At 37.8% G+C, this 18749-nt stretch carries 18 protein-coding genes and 2 riboswitches; of the genes, 2 read left to right on the forward strand and 16 right to left on the reverse strand.

The window, feature by feature from the left end; genetic code table 11:
- Position 1: 1 nt before the first annotated feature.
- The 9 genes from AC4G3K_RS03040 to gcvT all read right to left on the reverse strand — a co-directional run bounded on the left by AC4G3K_RS03040 (position 2) and on the right by gcvT (position 12749).
- On the reverse strand, positions 2 to 1513 hold the full coding sequence (locus AC4G3K_RS03040) for a sugar ABC transporter ATP-binding protein (RefSeq protein WP_491132440.1): 1512 nt from the start codon (positions 1511 to 1513) through the stop codon (positions 2 to 4).
- A gap of 128 nt (positions 1514 to 1641) precedes the next feature.
- Positions 1642 to 2646, reverse strand: a complete 1005-nt coding sequence (locus AC4G3K_RS03045; protein ID WP_491075809.1) for an ABC transporter substrate-binding protein — start codon at positions 2644 to 2646, stop codon at positions 1642 to 1644.
- A gap of 317 nt (positions 2647 to 2963) precedes the next feature.
- Positions 2964 to 4505, reverse strand: coding sequence for a response regulator transcription factor (locus tag AC4G3K_RS03050; protein ID WP_491132441.1), 1542 nt, complete (start codon positions 4503 to 4505; stop codon positions 2964 to 2966).
- Complete coding sequence (locus tag AC4G3K_RS03055) at positions 4480 to 6246, reverse strand: cache domain-containing sensor histidine kinase (protein ID WP_491132442.1); 1767 nt, start codon at positions 6244 to 6246, stop codon at positions 4480 to 4482. Before AC4G3K_RS03055 ends, AC4G3K_RS03050 begins: the two co-directional genes overlap by 26 nt.
- 45 nt (positions 6247 to 6291) lie before the next feature.
- Positions 6292 to 7980 (reverse strand): methyl-accepting chemotaxis protein, encoded by a 1689-nt coding sequence (locus AC4G3K_RS03060; protein ID WP_491132443.1) that lies wholly within the window; start codon positions 7978 to 7980, stop codon positions 6292 to 6294.
- 227 nt (positions 7981 to 8207) lie between these two features.
- The gene (locus AC4G3K_RS03065) at positions 8208 to 8708 is read right to left on the reverse strand and encodes a GNAT family N-acetyltransferase (RefSeq protein ID WP_491132656.1); all 501 of its coding nucleotides are present in this window, start codon (positions 8706 to 8708) and stop codon (positions 8208 to 8210) included.
- 129 nt (positions 8709 to 8837) lie between these two features.
- A complete protein-coding gene (gcvPB, locus tag AC4G3K_RS03070; protein ID WP_491132444.1) occupies positions 8838 to 10295 on the reverse strand; it encodes an aminomethyl-transferring glycine dehydrogenase subunit GcvPB in 1458 nt (485 codons plus the stop codon).
- A complete protein-coding gene (gene gcvPA / locus AC4G3K_RS03075; protein WP_491132445.1) occupies positions 10288 to 11634 on the reverse strand; it encodes an aminomethyl-transferring glycine dehydrogenase subunit GcvPA in 1347 nt (448 codons plus the stop codon). Before gcvPA ends, gcvPB begins: the two co-directional genes overlap by 8 nt.
- Entirely contained in the window at positions 11631 to 12749 is a 1119-nt protein-coding gene (gene gcvT, locus AC4G3K_RS03080) for a glycine cleavage system aminomethyltransferase GcvT (protein ID WP_491132446.1), read from the reverse strand. The genes gcvPA and gcvT overlap by 4 nt, the downstream gene beginning before the upstream one ends.
- Positions 12750 to 12929: 180 nt before the next feature.
- Positions 12930 to 13027, reverse strand: a riboswitch (glycine riboswitch).
- A gap of 2 nt (positions 13028 to 13029) precedes the next feature.
- A riboswitch (glycine riboswitch) is annotated at positions 13030 to 13122 on the reverse strand.
- Between the two features lie 208 nt (positions 13123 to 13330).
- On the opposite strand from gcvT, the gene AC4G3K_RS03085 reads away from it, so the two are divergent.
- Both AC4G3K_RS03085 and AC4G3K_RS03090 read left to right on the forward strand, forming a co-directional pair.
- Positions 13331 to 15025: a DEAD/DEAH box helicase gene (locus AC4G3K_RS03085; RefSeq protein ID WP_491132447.1), complete on the forward strand. Its 1695-nt coding sequence runs from the start codon at positions 13331 to 13333 to the stop codon at positions 15023 to 15025.
- On the forward strand, positions 15003 to 15797 hold the full coding sequence (locus AC4G3K_RS03090) for a YqhG family protein (RefSeq protein ID WP_491132448.1): 795 nt from the start codon (positions 15003 to 15005) through the stop codon (positions 15795 to 15797). The genes AC4G3K_RS03085 and AC4G3K_RS03090 overlap by 23 nt, the downstream gene beginning before the upstream one ends.
- A gap of 326 nt (positions 15798 to 16123) precedes the next feature.
- On the opposite strand, the gene AC4G3K_RS03095 is transcribed toward AC4G3K_RS03090, so the two are convergent.
- The 7 genes from AC4G3K_RS03095 to comGC form a co-directional block, all read right to left on the reverse strand.
- Positions 16124 to 16306: a YqzE family protein gene (locus AC4G3K_RS03095; RefSeq protein WP_491132449.1), complete on the reverse strand. Its 183-nt coding sequence runs from the start codon at positions 16304 to 16306 to the stop codon at positions 16124 to 16126.
- Between the two features lie 67 nt (positions 16307 to 16373).
- Complete coding sequence (locus AC4G3K_RS03100; RefSeq protein WP_491132450.1) at positions 16374 to 16877, reverse strand: shikimate kinase; 504 nt, start codon at positions 16875 to 16877, stop codon at positions 16374 to 16376.
- A 10-nt stretch (positions 16878 to 16887) separates the two neighbouring features.
- Positions 16888 to 17301, reverse strand: coding sequence for a competence type IV pilus minor pilin ComGG (gene comGG, locus AC4G3K_RS03105; RefSeq protein WP_491075820.1), 414 nt, complete (start codon positions 17299 to 17301; stop codon positions 16888 to 16890).
- Positions 17258 to 17749 (reverse strand): competence type IV pilus minor pilin ComGF, encoded by a 492-nt coding sequence (gene comGF / locus AC4G3K_RS03110; RefSeq protein ID WP_491075821.1) that lies wholly within the window; start codon positions 17747 to 17749, stop codon positions 17258 to 17260. Before comGF ends, comGG begins: the two co-directional genes overlap by 44 nt.
- Entirely contained in the window at positions 17682 to 17978 is a 297-nt protein-coding gene (locus AC4G3K_RS03115) for a hypothetical protein (RefSeq protein ID WP_491075822.1), read from the reverse strand. The genes comGF and AC4G3K_RS03115 overlap by 68 nt, the downstream gene beginning before the upstream one ends.
- Before the next feature lie 16 nt (positions 17979 to 17994).
- On the reverse strand, positions 17995 to 18435 hold the full coding sequence (gene comGD / locus AC4G3K_RS03120) for a competence type IV pilus minor pilin ComGD (RefSeq protein ID WP_491075823.1): 441 nt from the start codon (positions 18433 to 18435) through the stop codon (positions 17995 to 17997).
- A gap of 5 nt (positions 18436 to 18440) precedes the next feature.
- Entirely contained in the window at positions 18441 to 18749 is a 309-nt protein-coding gene (gene comGC / locus AC4G3K_RS03125) for a competence type IV pilus major pilin ComGC (protein WP_491075824.1), read from the reverse strand.

Raw genomic sequence — 18749 nt, forward strand, 5'->3', positions numbered from 1 at the left:
GTTATACCCCCCCGGCCATTTGTCTCATGATGTCTTGTTGGGTAATATCACTGCTATTATCCAATTCATTCACCTTTTGCCGGTCTCTCAAAACAGCGATTCTATTACAAGTTCGCAAGATTTCTTCAAGTTCTGTAGAGACAAAGAGTATGGACATGCCATCTTTGCTTAGGTTGTTCATCAATTTCATGATTTCCGCCTTTGCCCCGATATCGATTCCACGGGTTGGTTCATCCAAAATCAACAAGTCGGGCTGGGTAATCAGCCACCTTGCAAGCATAACTTTTTGCTGGTTGCCACCGCTTAAATATTTGATTAATTGCTCAGGGTTAGCCGGATTAATATTCAACAACTTAATATACTCATCGGCAATCTCAACTTGTTTCTTTTTGGATATAAACTTGAACCAGCCGTAAACACCTTGGATGGCCAAAATCATGTTCTCCCGGATTGTCAGCTCAGGAATGACGCCTTCCTCTTTTCGATTTTCCGAACAGAATGCAATTTTTTGCAAGATGGCATGCTTAGGGCTGTTAAGTGATACTTTTTTACCCCGTATATTGATTGTTCCTTTGTCTGCCTTATCCGCCCCAAAAAGAAGTCTGGCCATCTCAGTTCTTCCAGAACCGAGAAGCCCTGCAAGTCCAACGATTTCTCCTTTATGGATATCAAGGTTGAATGGTTCAATACTCCCCTTTTTGTATACATCTTCCGCCTTGAGTAATAGTTCTCCTTTTTCCTGGTTCTTGTCTTTGTCTTTTTCAATCAATTCCATTTCATTTATTTCTTTACCCAGCATTTTGGAGACAAGCTCAAATCGGGGAAGTTCCTTGGTCATGTACTCACCAATCCACCTACCATTTCTAAGAACAGTCAGCCTGTCGGTAATTTCATAGATTTGATCCAAGAAGTGGCTTACAAAAACGATGGACATTCCTTCAGACTTCAACTTACGTATGACTGCAAATAATTGCTTTACTTCATCCCTATCCAGACTGGATGTTGGTTCATCAAGAATTAAAATCTTCGCAGATACATTAATTGCACGGGCAATCGCAACCATTTGCTGAATGGCGATTGAGTACGAACCTAATAGTCTCTTTACATCAATGTTGATACCAAAACCCGATAGCAAATCTTTTGCACGGTTATGCATATCCTTCCAGTCAATCATGCCTCTTTTTTTCAATTCCCTGCCAATAAAAATATTCTCTGTCACTGACAGGTTGGTACAAAGATTCACTTCCTGATAAACCGTACTGATACCTTTTTCCTGTGCTTCGATTGTGCTCGTAATATGGATTTTCTTACCTTCATATGTGACTGTTCCACGATCGATAGAATAAACTCCTGTTAAAACCTTAATCAGGGTAGACTTTCCCGCACCATTTTCTCCCATAAGCGCATGTACTTCTCCAGGGAAAAGTCGCAAATGAACATTGGATAAGGCTTTTACACCAGGAAACTCTTTATCTATCCCTTCCATAATGAGTCTTGGAGTTTGATTGGCCATAATGTTCCCTCCCTCAACTCTTCCTAATAGTGGTAAAGCCACTCTAGTTTCGTACTTTCTGTTACAAAGCTTGCTCCTGCTCGGCTTTACAGTGGTCAACTTAGAGTGGCTCATTTTCAAATATCCATTTAATATTTCCGAGATGGCAGAAGCTCTTCTGCTTGATCCATTGTGTACATGCTTTCTTCAACTGCTACTCGTTTCGGTATTTCTTCACCAGCAAGGTGTTTTTCAATAAGTTCAACCATTTGCGGTCCAAATAGTGGGTTACATTCGATTGTAACGTTCATTTTCCCATCAGACATCGCTTCAAAAGCACCTTTAACTGCGTCGACACCAATAATCTTGATATCTTCTCCCGGCTTTAGTCCATACTCTTCAATTGCCTGAATGGCACCAATTGCCATGTCATCGTTATGGGAGTATAGAAGGTCGATATTCTTTCCATCTGACTTCAAAAATGCTTCCATGACCTCTTTACCTTTAGCCCTGGTAAAGTCACCTGTTTGTGATTTAATGATTTTAAATTTATCCGGATGCTTGGATATTACTTCTTCAAATCCTTTTTTACGGTCATTTGCTGGCGCTGACCCTACAGTACCCTGTAACTCAACGATATTGACCGGCCCTTTTTCGTCAGTATATTCTTCAACTAACCAGTTACCTGCTTTCCTTCCTTCCTCTATAAAGTCTGAACCAAGGAAAGTTGCCCAAAGTGAATCATCTTCAATATCAACGGAACGGTCAGCAAGGAATACTGGAATTCCTGCTTCTTTTGCCTCTTTTAAAACAGTTTCAAAACCTGTTTCCACAACCGGAGAGAATACGATTGCATCCACTTTCTGGGTAATGAAGGAACGGATTGCTTTAATTTGGTTTTCTTGTTTTTGCTGAGCGTCAGAGAATTTCAGCTGATGGCCGGCATCCGTGATCGCTGTTTTCATCGACTCTGTATTTGCGGTCCTCCATTCACTTTCTGCACCAACTTGTGAAAAACCGATAACCAGCTTATCATCTTTTCCTCCAGAAGCTCCTCCACCTGCACCTTCTTCTTTTCCCCCACATGCTGACAATACAAGCGTGAATATCAGCATCATAACCAATACCAGCTTAGACTTGTAAGAATTGGACATTCCCTATAAACCCCCTTCTGTAATTCATATAATTATTGATTCAATCAAATTATAAAGCGCTTTCACAAATATGAAAATGGAGAATCTTTCAAAAAAATTGGAGATTTTTTAGAATATTTTTCATCCTGCATCATTTTTATTGATCTTTCATGATTGCTTCACTATTTAGAACAGGATTTACGCATGAAGAGGCTAACCCTTGTCGAACCCACTCCTTCAACACAAAATAAAATACAGCCTACAACCAACAAAAAAAGGACATTTAGTACTGGTTTATAAGCCTAGTATTAAATGTTCTTTATTTAGTAGCCTAGTAATCATAATGCTTGTTTCTGTCGTTTATTTCTCTGCCTATATTCTCTGGTCGTCATACCTGTTGCCTTTTTAAAAGTATGGCAGAAATATTGAGAATCATTGTATCCTACCAAGTAAGCAATTTCGTATGTCTTTTGAATTGTTGTCCTGAGTAATTCTTTCGCCCGCTCAATACGGGTGGTTGTTATATATTCAATGATTGTATGCCCATTTGCTTTACTAAACAAATGGCTTAGATAGGCCGGGCTTATGCTTACTGCACGGGCAATTGATGTTAATGATAAATCGGTATTATGATAGTTCTGATTGATATAGTTCTTTACATTATGGATTAATTGACTGGAATTATTTTTTGACTCGTTGCGGAACTGGAACACAATGTTCAGCATATCGACCATGTATGCCAGGATTTCAGAGTGATCAGTGATCAAACTTGTTTTTAACTCTAATTGTCTCATTTCCTGAAGTGTACTCAATGTGTCACCTTCGAGTTCTTTCATATAATGTGTAATCGTGATGGTAAAGTCCATCAGAAAATAGTAGGTATAGAATGGCCTACGCTGATATTCTTCTCTTTTAAGGTAACCAGAGTAACATTCACAAAACTCGGTCATTTTTTCCTCTTCCCCATTTTTGATAAAATCGATTAATTCTTTACGATTAAAATGATGGACTTCTTTATTTCCGTTTAAATCCAACTCCGAGTTTTCAACCTGATATTTTTGTCCGATTCTTATTAATAAATCTTTTTCTTTAGATGCTTCCCTCAATGAGTCATAAATATCTTCAATTCGATCTTTTATCAGGCCAAACCCAAATGTAAGAGAATCTGGTTCTTTTTTTAGTATATAGCTTATCTCGACTGATTCTTTCTCCAGCTCTTCCCTCGAATCTCCCTTTAAGAAAAAGATTTTTTCTTTTGCATCCTTTTTGATAACAAAACAATCAATCTTTCCATCCATACCAATGAACTGTAAATCTTCTGCCTTGTCTGAATCCACAACAAGAATTTGGTAATAGTTTGAAATGATATCGATCCCAAGTTCTTCAGCTTTTTCCATTGCCTCAGCTTTAGAGTATACCCCTTTGCATAACTTAAACATAAATACTTCTTTTAATTTTGGCTTGTCTATGAATTGATACTGCTTGGAATTTATTTGGCTTTTTTCCTTATCAATTTGATCAGATACTTTTTTCAGAATTGCCAGCAGATCTTGCGACCCAACTGGTTTCAAACAGTATTCAGAAATTTGGAGGCTTAATGCCTGTCTTGCGTATTCAAATTCATCATATCCGCTTAAAATAATAATCTTAATCCACGGCATTTTTTTCCTAATGATACCACTTAGTTCAAGACCATTCATAAAAGGCATTTGAATGTCTGTAATGACAATATCGGGTTTTTCTCTTTCAATCAAAGGAAGCGCCATTTCCCCATCACAGGCATCTCCAGAATAGGAAAACCCATTTCCCTCCCAATCAATACTATTACAAACCCCTTCCCGGATCATCTTTTCGTCATCTACCAGAAACACTTTCTTCATGTGCAGAATCTCCTCTCATTTGCGGGATTGTTAAACAAACACGTGTACCTGAACCTTGCCAGCTTGTCATACTTAATCCGAAAGCTTCTCCATAGAAAGTACGGATCCTTTGATGAACATTTAATAAGCCAATCCCATTTGCACCGTTTATTGGTTTATCTTTAGCAATTTGCAGCCGAAGCTCTTCAAGTCTGTCTCCACTCATTCCAATTCCATTATCAATAATTTCTATAATGATATTGCCTTCCGCATTGATGTCTCCTTTTATCAACAGAAACCCTTTACCACGTTTATTTTTTATCCCATGATAGATCGCATTTTCCACCAGCGGCTGCAAAGATAGCTTTAATATTTTACAATCGAGGATTTCTTTATTGATGTGAAAAGTAAAATCAAGTATATCCTCATATCTGACCTTTTGAATAAACAAATAGTTTTTAATATGTTCCATTTCCTCATGGATCGTAATCAAATCTTTTCCTTTGCTTAACGAAATACGAAAGAACTGTGCCATTGCCTTGGTTACATCAATGACCTGTTCATGTTTCTTTGCTTCAGACATCCAGATGATTGTTTCAAGCGTGTTGTATAAAAAATGCGGATTGATTTGTTCCTGCATTGTCCGGAATTCTGCCATGCGAAGGAGCCTATTCTCCAAATTCCTTTCATTCGAAAGTGTTTTGATTCGGCCAATCAATTTATTAGAATCTTCGATGAGTTGCGAGATTTCATCCGGGTTACCTTTGGTATCCGATATATGGACATTCACATCACCTTCTGAAGCTTGTTGCATCTTTTCCTTTAATATACGAATAGGTGTAATTCTCTTATTTATGTAGAAGAAGTAAAGGATGAATAATAAAATATGAACCAATATTAAGCCTGCAATAGTGAAATTCCTACTATAATATGCATCTTCAAGAATTTTATTTGCGGGAGCCACACCTACGACTTTCCAATCGTTATTGGATTTTGAAGTTTCATAGACAATGAAAGAATCCTCCTTTAGTATAGTGCCTGAATTCTCGTTTTCATGACTCTTCCAAACTATCGTTGTCGGCTTTTCCGCTAATAATTTAAGTGGTAATAGCATTTCATTGCTTTTACTTGATTCGATATGAAAGGACCCATACCCCTCGGCCACCTCTCTTGAAAGAATGGTCAAAATGGGAGATGCATCCATAACTATTTTCAAATAGCCTCTTACGGTGTTTGATATCGGATCATGAATGGGCACAATGAATGAAATAGCTGGGAACCCATTTTCAACAATAGGTGAAATGAAATAATTATTTTTTGACGTAAATGACCAACTTTCAATAGGAGGAGATTTTAATTTATAAATTCCCCTAAATTCATTTAAGACTTTACCATCCATACCGTAAATACTGAAGTCTAGAATACTCGTTCCTAAAGGATGTGTTTCGCGAAGAAATGTATATCTATTAAGAATGTTATTTGCCTCTTTTTCGTAGCCATCCTCACTCTGTAAAAACGTCATAACACTGGGCATATCTCTTAGATCAGAAAACTTGTCTAAATCATTAATCAAGCGGTCAATATCGTCAGTGATTTGTTTTGCTTGGAGCGAAGCTATAGCTTGTGATTTCTTATAAGCCATGTTATATGTTGCGATATAGATAATGCTAGCTGCAAATACCAATGTTACTACTGTAAAGAAAAGGTAAACTACTAGCAATTTAAACTGAAAACTTGAATTAAATCTTTTTCTTGCTTTCATACGGACACCACCCATTTTCGGGGTTCATTTAGTTTTGATAGCTGGTCACACTTTAAACTTTTCAATCATTTTTTCCAGTGTTTTAAACTGTTCTACTAGCTTTATACTCGATTCCGATACATCCTCCAATGAAATTAACTGTTCCATTGCTGCCACGTTCATGATATTCGAATTAATTCTTTCGGAGAAAAGCTCGATTTCATTAAGGCTTTTTTTAGAGGTGTCCATTCGGCTGGCTAGATCCCGCATATTTTCAACCAAAGATGAATATTTTACTTGAACATCAAATGCATTGGCATTTATGGAATTAAGTAATTTTTGAACCTTCAGGATCTGATAGTCATCGTCGATTTTATTTTTGATTGTCATCATTTGATTTGAAATGGTTTTCATTTTATAGTTTACAAATATATATTCTTCTTCTGTTTGTTTATAAAATAAATGCATGGTTTGCAGGAGGGAGTTCATGTGGTGGGTTAGCTTACTTAAATCAGTTCCTGTATCGTATGCTCGACTTGAAGTAAATTGATGTATAATTTCACCTGTTTGATTGATGAGCTGATGTATGGTCCTATTATTGCTGTCCATTTTGGCACATGCATTTGATAATGATTGGACTTCGTTTACTGCTTCTTCCACTAATGAAGATGTTTTATTCATTAAATCTTTAATCATAGAAATTTCAAGGGTTCCTTTGTTGATAAAATCCAATGATTCATTGGCAAGGGAATGCACAATTTCACCCTCATAAACAATGGAATGAATCTGAGCTACAATATCCTTTAGATAAAAAGCAGTTTGTTTAACCATATTTTTTTGTTTATGAAGGGCACCCGATACTGACTGAATTTCATTTGCCACCTTTTTGGCAGCAGCCCGATTTAGGTGAATCCTTTTTAGAAGATCCTGTGAGGACAGTGAAACAGAATCCACTGTTTCTCTAACATTGAAGATGATTTCTTTTAAATTATGAATGATTTGATTAGAAAAACGATATATATCACCTATTTCACCCTTGGCATTGATTTCTATATTCCCAATTTGAAAGTTTCCTTTTGCAATTTCATTGGTAGTATTTCGTAAAAGATGAATAGGTTTCACTATATTTCCAGATATGTACCAGGCAAATAAATAAGAAAAAAAGATTACAAAGATAAAAACAACTCCAAAAATGGTAACATCCCTCTTTATATGTTCCTTAATTTCTTTTTTTGATTGCTCGCTGTAGTTCAGTGTCTCTTGTAACAACATCCGTACTTGATCGGCAACAAGACCAGATGCAATTGTAATATATTCGTAGGTTATATATCGCGCCTCAGCTGGTTGATTATATTTAATATCTTCGCCCAGTTTATCGATATATTCTTTTGTAGTAGTCAGAGTCTCACGAACATCCAATATTTTTTCACTAAATATCCCTTCCTTGTCCGCTGTTTCAATTTGATCCAGGTTTTTGTTCATATCGGCAAGAAGCTCGTATTGTGAACCTGAATTAAAACTAACTTTTCCATAAAGGATATCAATAATTTCACCGTCCAGCTCTTGGATGAGTCCACCATTGATTGAATTTGTTAAAGTAATCGTCTCCATAGTCATATTGTATTCCTGAACATAGCTAACAAATAAATAGATTAGTATACTATTAGAGAAAGCAAGCCAAAGAAGGATGGTCATAAAAAACAAAACAAGTTTCGCCCTAAGAGATTCGGGCACTAATTTTGTTAGCACCTTCATTTTATCCCTCCTTCAGCATCCTTTTATATACACAGCAAATTGACTGGATCTAAATTATACAAATATTCTGAAATTTTATTATATATGATTAGTATACACTTATATACCTATAGAATGCTATGTTCCTTATATATCATCGATAAAGAATGAGTATGATAAATGCTTCTAACTCTTTTAGATGGTCTTTAGTTTTAACAGAAGCCAGAAGCCTCTTTTTCTTTAAACTTTTACCACTCGTGCTCCAACACACTATAAAGCAGTGAATCGCGCCAGCCATCTCTCAATAACAAATCATCGCGAATTTGCCCTTCCCTGCTCATTCCAACTTTCTCCAACACTTTTGATGAAGCTATGTTTCTTGGGTCGCAGGTTGCAAATATTCGATGCATTTTCAGTTCTGTGAATCCAAAGTTAATTAGCAGAGTAGCGACTTCGGTAGCAATTCCTTTTCTCCAATAATCCGGATGAACAATATAGCCGATTTCGCCCGCTTTATTAGTAAAATCTCTACTATTAAACTCTCCGGCTCCAATCATCTTTTCTTTATATATAATCGCAAAAACAAATCTTGTTCTTGGTACCTTTATTGAATCTTCAATAACTTGGCTCACGAAATCTCTTGATTCCTCTTCCGTATTCGGTCCCCAGGGCTGGTATCTGCAAACGATATCATGCGAAGCGTATTTATGTACATCTTCCCAATCACTGATCATCAGTTCTCTTAGCATTAGCCTTTCAGTTGAAAGGCTCAAATTTATATTTTCGATTATAAACCCTCCAATTCCTGACCAAATTTTCCTTCTTTTCAAAAAAGCAGCTACCCAATCTCATGATAGCTGCTTCCATAATATGTTCTATCAATTTTGATATTTCAATACAGGCTTACGTGCAGCCAGTGCTTCGTCTAAGCGACTGATTACAGTAGTATGTGGTGCTTCCTGGACAATTTCTGGATTTTCCTCTGCTTCCTTGGCAATTTGGATCATGGCATCAATAAAGCCATCCAATGTCTCTTTTGATTCTGTTTCAGTCGGTTCGATCATCATGCATTCTTCCACATTCAGAGGAAAATAGATGGTAGGTGGATGGTAGCCAAAATCCAATAATCTCTTGGCAATATCAAGGGCTCGAACACCCAGCTTCTTCTGACGTTTACCACTGATTACAAATTCATGCTTACAGTGCTTATCATATGGAAGATCATAGTACTCTGCCAATCTTCGCATCATATAGTTGGCATTTAAAACGGCATACTCTGTTACAGCCTTTAATCCGTCTGGTCCCATTGAACGAATATACGTATAGGCACGGACATTGATTCCAAAGTTACCATAGTACGGTTTTACCCTGCCGATTGATTGCGGGCGATTATAATCAAGTCGATAACCATTCTCTTCTTTTACGATAAGTGGTTTAGGTAAAAACGGAATCAACTCTTTTTTCACTCCAACTGGTCCTGACCCCGGTCCGCCACCGCCATGCGGTCCAGTAAATGTCTTATGCAAATTAAGATGAACAACGTCAAAGCCCATATCACCCGGCCGAGCTTTTGACAAAACAGCATTCAAATTGGCACCATCATAATATAGTTTACCACCGGCACCATGAATAATTTCAGCCATTTCAACTATTTGCTCTTCAAAAAGTCCCAATGTGTTCGGATTTGTAAGCATTAAGGCTGCTGTATCCTGACCTACTACCCTCTTCAAATCTTCCAGATCCACCAATCCATCCGGACCGGATTTCACCGTAATGGTTTGTAATCCTGCTACTGTTGCTGATGCAGGATTTGTGCCATGTGCAGAATCGGGAACAATTACTTTTACACGATTGAAATCCCCATTGGCTTCATGGTAAGCACGAATGAGCATTAATCCCGTCCACTCTCCATGCGCACCAGCTGCCGGTTGCAGAGTGACTTCATCCATACCTGTAATTTCCTTCAAACTTTGCTGCAAATCGAACATTAACTCTAAGGATCCCTGCACTGTTTCCTCATCTTGGAGCGGATGAACATGAGCAAATCCATTTAGCCTGGCAACATTTTCATTTATTTTCGGATTGTACTTCATGGTACAGGAACCAAGCGGATAAAAACCGGAATCGACACCATGGTTTCTTCTCGAAAGTGCGGTATAATGGCGCATAATATCCAACTCCGATACTTCTGGAAGCTTTGGTTCCTCTGTGCGAATAAAGTCCCCAGGCAAAAGGTCTGTCAATGCTACATTCGGAACATCCATTTCAGGTAAAGAATAGCCGATGCGACCCTGTTTTGTCTGTTCAAATATTAATGGTTGATCGTGCTTATTCATGAAAATCCCCCAATTCCCTAACAAATCTATCAATCTCTTCTTTCGTACGCATTTCTGTGACAGCCACAAGCATATGATTGGTTAGTGCAGGATAATCCCTGGCCAGATCATAACCACCAATAATCCCTTTTTGCAGAAGCTTTTTATTAGCCAAAGCCACGGAACCATTCAATTTAACGACAAATTCATTGAATGATGGTCCTTCAAAGGCAATATCAAGTCCCGTCCCTTTCAGTTGTTCCTTAGCATAATGCGCTTTTTGAAGATTTTGAAGGGCCATTTCCTGAACACCTTTCTTCCCTAAAGCAGTCATGGCCACAGAAGCTGCAAGTGCATTTAGCGCTTGGTTAGAACAAATATTTGAGGTTGCTTTGTCGCGGCGAATATGTTGTTCCCTTGCCTGCAAGGTTAGTACAAACCCTCTTTTGCCTTCCTCATCGAGTGTTTGACCTACCAAACGTCCTGGTACCTTTCTCATTAGCTTGGTCGTGACGGCAAAATATCCACAATGCGGGCCGCCAAATGCAGCAGGTATTCCGAATGGCTGAGCATCTCCTACGACAATATCTGCACCGAATTCACCGGGTGGTTTCAGGACACCAAGGGATAGTGGATTACTAGAAACGATGAACATTCCCTTGTGCTCATGAACAATATTTTCGATTTCAGCTAAATTTTCAATTCGGCCGAAAAAATTTGGATATTGTGTGATAAAACCAGCGGTATCATCCGTCATCATTCTCGCCAACTGTTCTGTATCCGTAATTCCATCTTTACAAGGGACAACTTCAAGTTCAAGATATTGGCCCTTTGCATAAGTGGATAACACTGCTCGTGATTCCGGATGTACCGCTTCTGAAACGAGCAATTTCTTTCGGCGTGTATGGCCTGCTGACAGCATAGCCGCTTCAGCCAACGCAGTACCGCCATCATACATGGAAGAGTTCGCCACATCCATTCCAGTCAGTTCACAAATCATTGTTTGAAATTCAAAAATAGCCTGCAATTCCCCCTGGGAAATCTCTGGTTGATACGGTGTATAAGCGGTATAAAATTCTGATCTTGATATGACATGATCAACGATGATAGGCGTGTAATGGTCATATACTCCAGCACCAAGAAAAGAACTGTTCGTTTTAAGATTGGCATTTTTCTCAGCAAGCTCTGTTAATTCCTTCAGTAAAGATGTTTCGGACTTTGCCTTTTTTATCTTATATTCACCTTTAAATCTTACTTTTTCAGGGATATCAGAAAATAAATCATCAATTGATTCTACACCAATCGCGTCTAACATCTCATTCTCATCCTGGGCTGTCATTGGTAAGTAACGATGCTTCATTTTTTTACTCCTCCTGCCTGAGTACGTTTATAAAATGGGGTATTGACGATTTGCGCCTTCACTCTTTTTCCTCTGATTTCTATCTCTACTTCCTCATCAAGGACTGCAAATTCAGCTTTGATCAAAATAAGGCCAATATTTTTCTTTAATGTAGGAGATTGCGTTCCCGTAGTCACTTCACCTATTAGTTCATCTTTATCAAAAACCGGATATCCATGTCTGGGAATGCCGCGATCAATCATTTCAATGCCAACAAGCTTCCGAGACGCGCCATTTTCCTTCTGCTCTTTTAATACTTCCAACCCAATAAAATGTTCTTTATCCGTTTTGACAGCGAAACCTATCCCTGCTTCAATTGGTGTAATTGACGGAGAAAGTTCTTGGCCATATAAAGGCAATTTTGCTTCAAAGCGAAGCGTATCTCTTGCCCCGAGACCACAGGGAATTAGACCCCTATCCGTGCCAAAAGCTAAAAGGTTTTTCCATAAATTGACCACATCATCGCTCTTACAATATAATTCAAAACCATCCTCACCTGTGTAGCCTGTTCTGGAAACAAGTACACGAATATCATTAATCATGACATCTTCGCGAAAAGAAAAGAATCCGATACTGTCCAGGTCAACATCCTTTGTAAGCCCCTGTAAAATATCTGCAGCAAGCGGCCCTTGCAAGGCCAATTGCCCCATTTCTTCAGATATATTTCTCAGGTCCACATCTTCACCAGCATATTTTTGCAGCCATTCAAAATCCTTATCTATATTAGAAGCATTCACTACTAATAAATAATCGTCTTCATCTTTTTTATAAATAATTAAGTCATCCACTGTTCCGCCATCTTCATAACACATAGCCGTATACTGCGCACGCCCTGGTTTTAGCTTACTTACATCATTTGTCATCATCTGCTGCAGAAATGGTAAAGAACCAGTTCCCCTAACAGTGAATTCCCCCATATGTGATACGTCAAAGAGGCCTGCTTTTGTACGCACTGCTTCATGCTCCTGTTTAATGCCCGAAAATTGAACAGGCAATTCCCAGCCGCCAAAATCAATTGTTTTTCCACCATATTCTTTGTACACACTGATAAGCGGAGTCTGCTTTAATTCTCCCATCCTTATCCTCCTAAAAATAAAAAGTTTGTTTTATATAGATCCTCTTGCATCTTTATTTAATGATACTGTTTATATGTTCTTACTTTAGAGCACAACTTCTCTCAGCTATTCAGATTGAATGTATTGATAACTAGTAGACAAACATGTGAAAAAGGACAGAAACCTCCCTTATATGGGAAGTCTCTGTCCTGATACCTGAAAGTTTACCGCCGGCATTTGTGTGTGCGTTGGCGTTTCCTCTTGGGTGGCTTTGCAAATAAGAAAGCGCTCTCCAGAGATGCGTCCAGCAAGCGTCTGTTTACCTGAGAGATTCATGGATTTTCCATTTGCTCCTTCGGTGCCGCTATTATACGGTCTCTCCCCTTGCCTTCATTCGCTCATATTCTTATGTAATTTGGTCATACTAAACAAAAAGCAAGAGGTAAGCCATTTTCAAAATAATCTATATATTTATATCCTACCATCTTCAATAATCAGGTGGCAACCATTTCCTTACAGGAACGAATGATAGGAAACTAGATTTTTTTAATTTGACCATACATTTTACTAAAAAGCTTAAATCAAGAAAGTTGGGGGTTGCATTGAGTTTAACACCAAAGATCTATTTCGATGAAGAGTGGGAAAAGGAACTTGAAGAAAAAATTAACGGGGACGGTCCATGGTGCAACTATTCTCTTTTCAAGCTCGGATTGGAAGCTGAAAAGCATAATCTAATTCCGGAATTCAATGGACTCCTCAGTCCAAAACATTTATCTGGATTTACGCCTCTATCCCATCAGCTGGAAGCAGCTACAGAAGTCATTGAAAGGATGAATGGCAAAGCCATACTGGCTGATGAAGTTGGGCTTGGTAAAACGATCGAGGCTGGTCTTATTTTAAAGGAATATATGATTCGCGGGTTAGTAAGCAAAATCCTGATTCTTGTTCCAGCTTCCCTTGTTTCCCAATGGGCAAAAGAGCTGAATCAGAAGTTCCATATTCCGGCTGTCATATATAGAAAAGGATATGGATGGGACTCAGAATGTATCATTACATCTATTGATACCGCGAAACGGGAACCGCATCGCTCAGCCATTTTGGAACAAACCTATGACATTGTCATCATTGATGAAGCTCATAAATTAAAAAACAATAAAACCAAAAACTATGAATTTGTACAAAAAATCCAGAAAAAATTCTGCTTACTGTTAACGGCGACTCCTATTCAAAACAAGCTTGAAGAAATTTTTTATCTTGTTTCATTGCTTAAACCAGGCCATCTGGGGAGCTATGCTAAATTTAACGAACGTTTTTCTGCTAAAAAGCGTTCATTGAAAGATGATGCCTATTTAAAAGAATTGGTGAATATGGTCATGATTCGAAATAAACGACAGGACACCGGAATTGAATGGACCAGCAGAAAAGTGGAAACGATATTTATTGAGTTCACTGAAAAAGAACAATCTCTTTATGATGGTGTTTCTTCATTTAGAAAAGAATTACCTGATGGAATAGGAAGTACATTTTCTACTTTAACTCTGCAACGAGAAGCATGCAGCAGCAGAGAAGCAGTCTACTTTACGCTGAAAAATATGCTGGATCGAAATCCAGATGCCGGACCAAGTTATAAGCAAGCAATACTTAACCTGATTAACCAGGTTGAATTGGTTGATTGCAATTCAAAAGCAAAAAAAGCGCTTGAATTGATTCATTCCATTAAAGATAAGGTCATTATTTTCACCGAGTATAGAGCCACTCAATTATATTTACAGTGGTTTCTTAAGCAAAATGGAATCACTTCTGTTCCATTCCGTGGTGGGTTTAAACGCAGTAAGAAAGACTGGATGAAAGAACTATTTGAAAAACAAGCACAAGTCTTAATAGCTACAGAAGCAGGTGGAGAAGGAATTAATCTGCAATTTTGCCATCATATTATTAACTTTGATTTACCTTGGAATCCGATGCGCCTGGAACAAAGAATTGGCCGAATACACAGACTTGGACAAACAGAAGATGTCCGCATTTATAATTTCGCCACCAAGAATACCATTGAAGAACATATTATGAAAATCCTATATGAAAAAATCCGTTTATTTGAACGAGTTGTTGGAGAACTTGATGATATTCTAACCAGACTGGAGGTTAAGAATCTTGATGAACATCTAACTGACATCGTCAGCAAATCAAAAACAGAAGGTGAGATGAAAATTAAAATGGATAATCTCACTTCCTTAATTCAACTTGCCCAAGACATTAAAAAGGAGATGCCTTCACATGCAGCAACAGGAAATTCATGAGTTTCTCGTTCAATTTTTCACAACCAATCATTGTGAAATCATCAATCAGGGACCAGCCCACCTCACTGTGCAATTGACGATTGATATGGATAAAGAATTAATGAACCGTCCTTTTTACTGGCATTATCTCGAAAAGATAGGTGGAGTACCCAATCCGATGAGTTTAACTCTTATCCTTGATAAGGAGGCTGCCCCTCCTGATACAAAGGGAGAATTCATTCATTTTGGGTCACCACGCCTTCACCAAATATTTTCATCTGCCCAAAAATTATCTAAGCATATTCGCTTATTTGAGGAAATTAAAGTGACAAGTGGCCAAATGCCTTTATTTCCGTGGCTGGTTGTGAATGTAAATATTTCCTATGAGTGTGATCGAAAAAAGGACTTATTTTGTTCAATCGGATTAAATTTAATCAATGGTATTTTTGCAGAAAATTTTATTGATTCGGTTGACCAACTCACGCTTACACCTAAAATATCTGACTATACATTTACACTGACACCGATCATTCGTTATCAAAGCGGGTTGAATAGACTAAAAACGTATATTCAAAATAAAATCAATCAGGATGACCACGCGTGGGCTGATGATGCCTATGTACGTTGGAATAAAGATCTAAATTTGCTGAACCATTTTTATGAGGATCAAAAAGAAGAGGAAAGTAAAACGTATGAACTAGAAAAAGAGGCATTGCGCATGCAATATGAACCCCGGATCCGTGTCAACATCATAAATGGGGGACTCTTTTATCTTACTGGTAAAGCTATATAAGGGAGAAAAGTGTATAAAAAAGCGGCTATAATAAGACCAGCTATAGTTAATTCTCCAAAAACCATTCTTGTAACTATATATCTCAGGTTGAAAATAGGGTCTAGAAGAATTTCATATACCTGAACGAACCAAATAATAGGAATACACTTGTTTTATAGAATGCAAGTAAACTCAATTATCCAAAAGCCATATTTAAAGGGTGTACCTGTTTTTTGCTTGTTAACGCGAACTCATTGTATCGATATAAAACATAGTTAGGAAAAAGGAGTACATAAAAAACAGTGGATTCGAATTTGAATCCACTGTTTTACTTAAGTAAACACTACTTAAAGAGTCTTCCGTTTAAAGAGCATTCGAATGGATACCGGAATGATTCCAAACCAATGGCTCATGAATGGCTGCCTGTCATCCTTATGATGGCGACGTTGCTCTTTACGTTGTTCCTTTGGCTGTTTCATATACACTAACCATTGAATGGTTAAAAATTTTACATAATCATTTGTTTTCATCACTATTCACCCATCAGCAGTATCTCCACATTTCCTATACTCTATTCATGGACTTCCCAAAGAAATGCTAGTTTACAGTGATTTTCATTAAAATCTCATCGATAATATCTAATGTTGTTTTTCTATCTGTTAGCAAATGAAATTCAGAAGCTTGCTTATACAGATTCATCCTCTTTTGATACAGACGTTCAATCTGTTCATTTTTATCGTTGTTCAATAAGGGCCTTGAAGCATCAGTTTCCAGCCTTTTCATAATTTCAGCAGGACTGGCATCCAGCCAAATGACTGTACCATTTTCGTTCATATATTTTCGGTTGCTCTCCCTTAGGATGATTCCACCGCCTGTTGCGATGATACTATTTTCAGTGGGCAAGGATTGTAATGCCTGCTGTTCTATTTCTCTAAACCCCTCTTCTCCTACTTCATCAAAGAGTTGCGGGATAGACTTTCCAGTACATTCAACCACCCTCTGATCACTGTCATAAAAGGAGCAGTCCAGTTTTTCAGCAAGTGCCATACCCGTAGTCGTTTTCCCCGATCCCATAAATCCAATTAAATAAATGACAGTCATACCATTCCCCCTAACTACCTGTCCAGTTTACAACTTTTCCTGCCGCTGTTGAATAAGTGATGGTTTCCCGTCTCACAGTGTGGTCCGTCTGAATAACAAGTGAGATTTGATAGAAACCATTCTCAAGTGGCTTTATATGATAGGTTATTCTTCCATTATAATAAACCCATTCCCCTTTTGTCTCTGGGATATGTCCATCGTCAAGCATTGAGATCGCAGCATTTGTACCCACATCACCTAGATAGGTAGTTTTTAGCCATTCCATTTGGAATTTATGGTACGTTACTTCCTGAGTCATTTTTCCAATCGAATAAAAACACACAACAAATATAACTGAAAAGAATAATAGTGCTACAGGCATAAATATCCCACGCTCATTTTTAAGAAGGTTCATATTTATATCGTTTAAATAGCCGTTTTTCATATTTATCACCATTTATAAACATTACTGTTATCGTCAGTAACTTCTCCTCTTTTTTTAAATGGAAGCTTTTAATATTTTGGAGAACCATTTCATGACCTGACCCATTTACTCTCCTTCTCACCATATTGTAGTAAATCTCATACGTTACCTCTTCTCCTTCTTTATCCAGTAAAAGGACATTGCTTTTTGGGACTTCCAAGTTTCTTGACTTTTGTATTTCCCTCTCCAATTGGCGGATGAAGATATTCCATTCCATTCTGGAGTTGGTATTCACATCTTCATTATGCCAGTCCGTGACGCTTGCAAGCGCACCTGTCATAAACACGGCTAATAAAGAGAATAACCCTAGCGCAAACAGCATCTCAACCATTGTAAATCCATCATTTTTTAGGCAGAATTTCATATACTTTTTGTAACTTATTCTTTGAGTTGCTATACTCCGCAACATAAACGTCCCCTTCAAGATAAAAAGTATAGGTCTTCCCTTCAATATCTGCTTGTCCGCTATATAACGGACGGCCGTTTATTTCATGATCATTCAATTGTTCAAATAACCTATTTAATGCAACTTCCTCCATTCTATAGTCATTCTTTTGTGCCATGCTGACCATATATGCAGGCAGTAATAAGCAGCAGCTTACCATCAGTATTCCAAATGAAATCAGGAGATCCAACATAACATACCCATTCTCTTTATATCTCTGATATATAAAATCTCCCCCTCCCTAATTGAAAAACAAGCTTGTAAATCGTTTTCCCATTTTTATCTGTCAGATTGATTGTTGTCGGCCCTTCGATATTGCCTGATGAAGTGTAGGTGACCGTCACATTACCAACTTTTTTAAACTTTATTGATTCAGCCTTTTGTATCGATAAAATCTTATGGTTCGTGTACGTATAAGCTGAATATTCATTTTGTTCGGTGGCAAATCTAAGTGTGACATATGTTTTATTTTCAAAAGCATAGGCTTGTGCATAGTAAATATCCTTCTGAAGTTGATTCAAGAACACCTTTTGCTCATATGTTTCAAACATCTTAAATGTAATGGTACTTACGACAGTCAGCATTAAAGTTAGACATCCAAGTACCATTAACACCTCTACTAAAGTAAAACCATCTTCATTCCTTTCCATCCTTGTTAATCCTGAAGACTGACAGTTCCATCAGCCGCGATGACGGCGGTTTTCCCCTCCGGACATTTAACATCCTCTTTTAAAAACCCTTCTGAAGTAAGGTTTTCCAAGGACGGCATACTGCCTTCCTTTAATTTATACGCTTGCACTTGTCCCTCAACCATCTTGACATATGCATCGCATCCCTTGCCATTAACTGCTTCCTGATTTTTCATTACATTTGGTACTGTAATAATTAATAAAACAGATATAACCAACATCACAATCAACATTTCAATCAATGTAAATCCTTGTTCATTTTTAATATATTTCAT

This window comes from Bacillus sp. z26, from assembly GCF_058313635.1.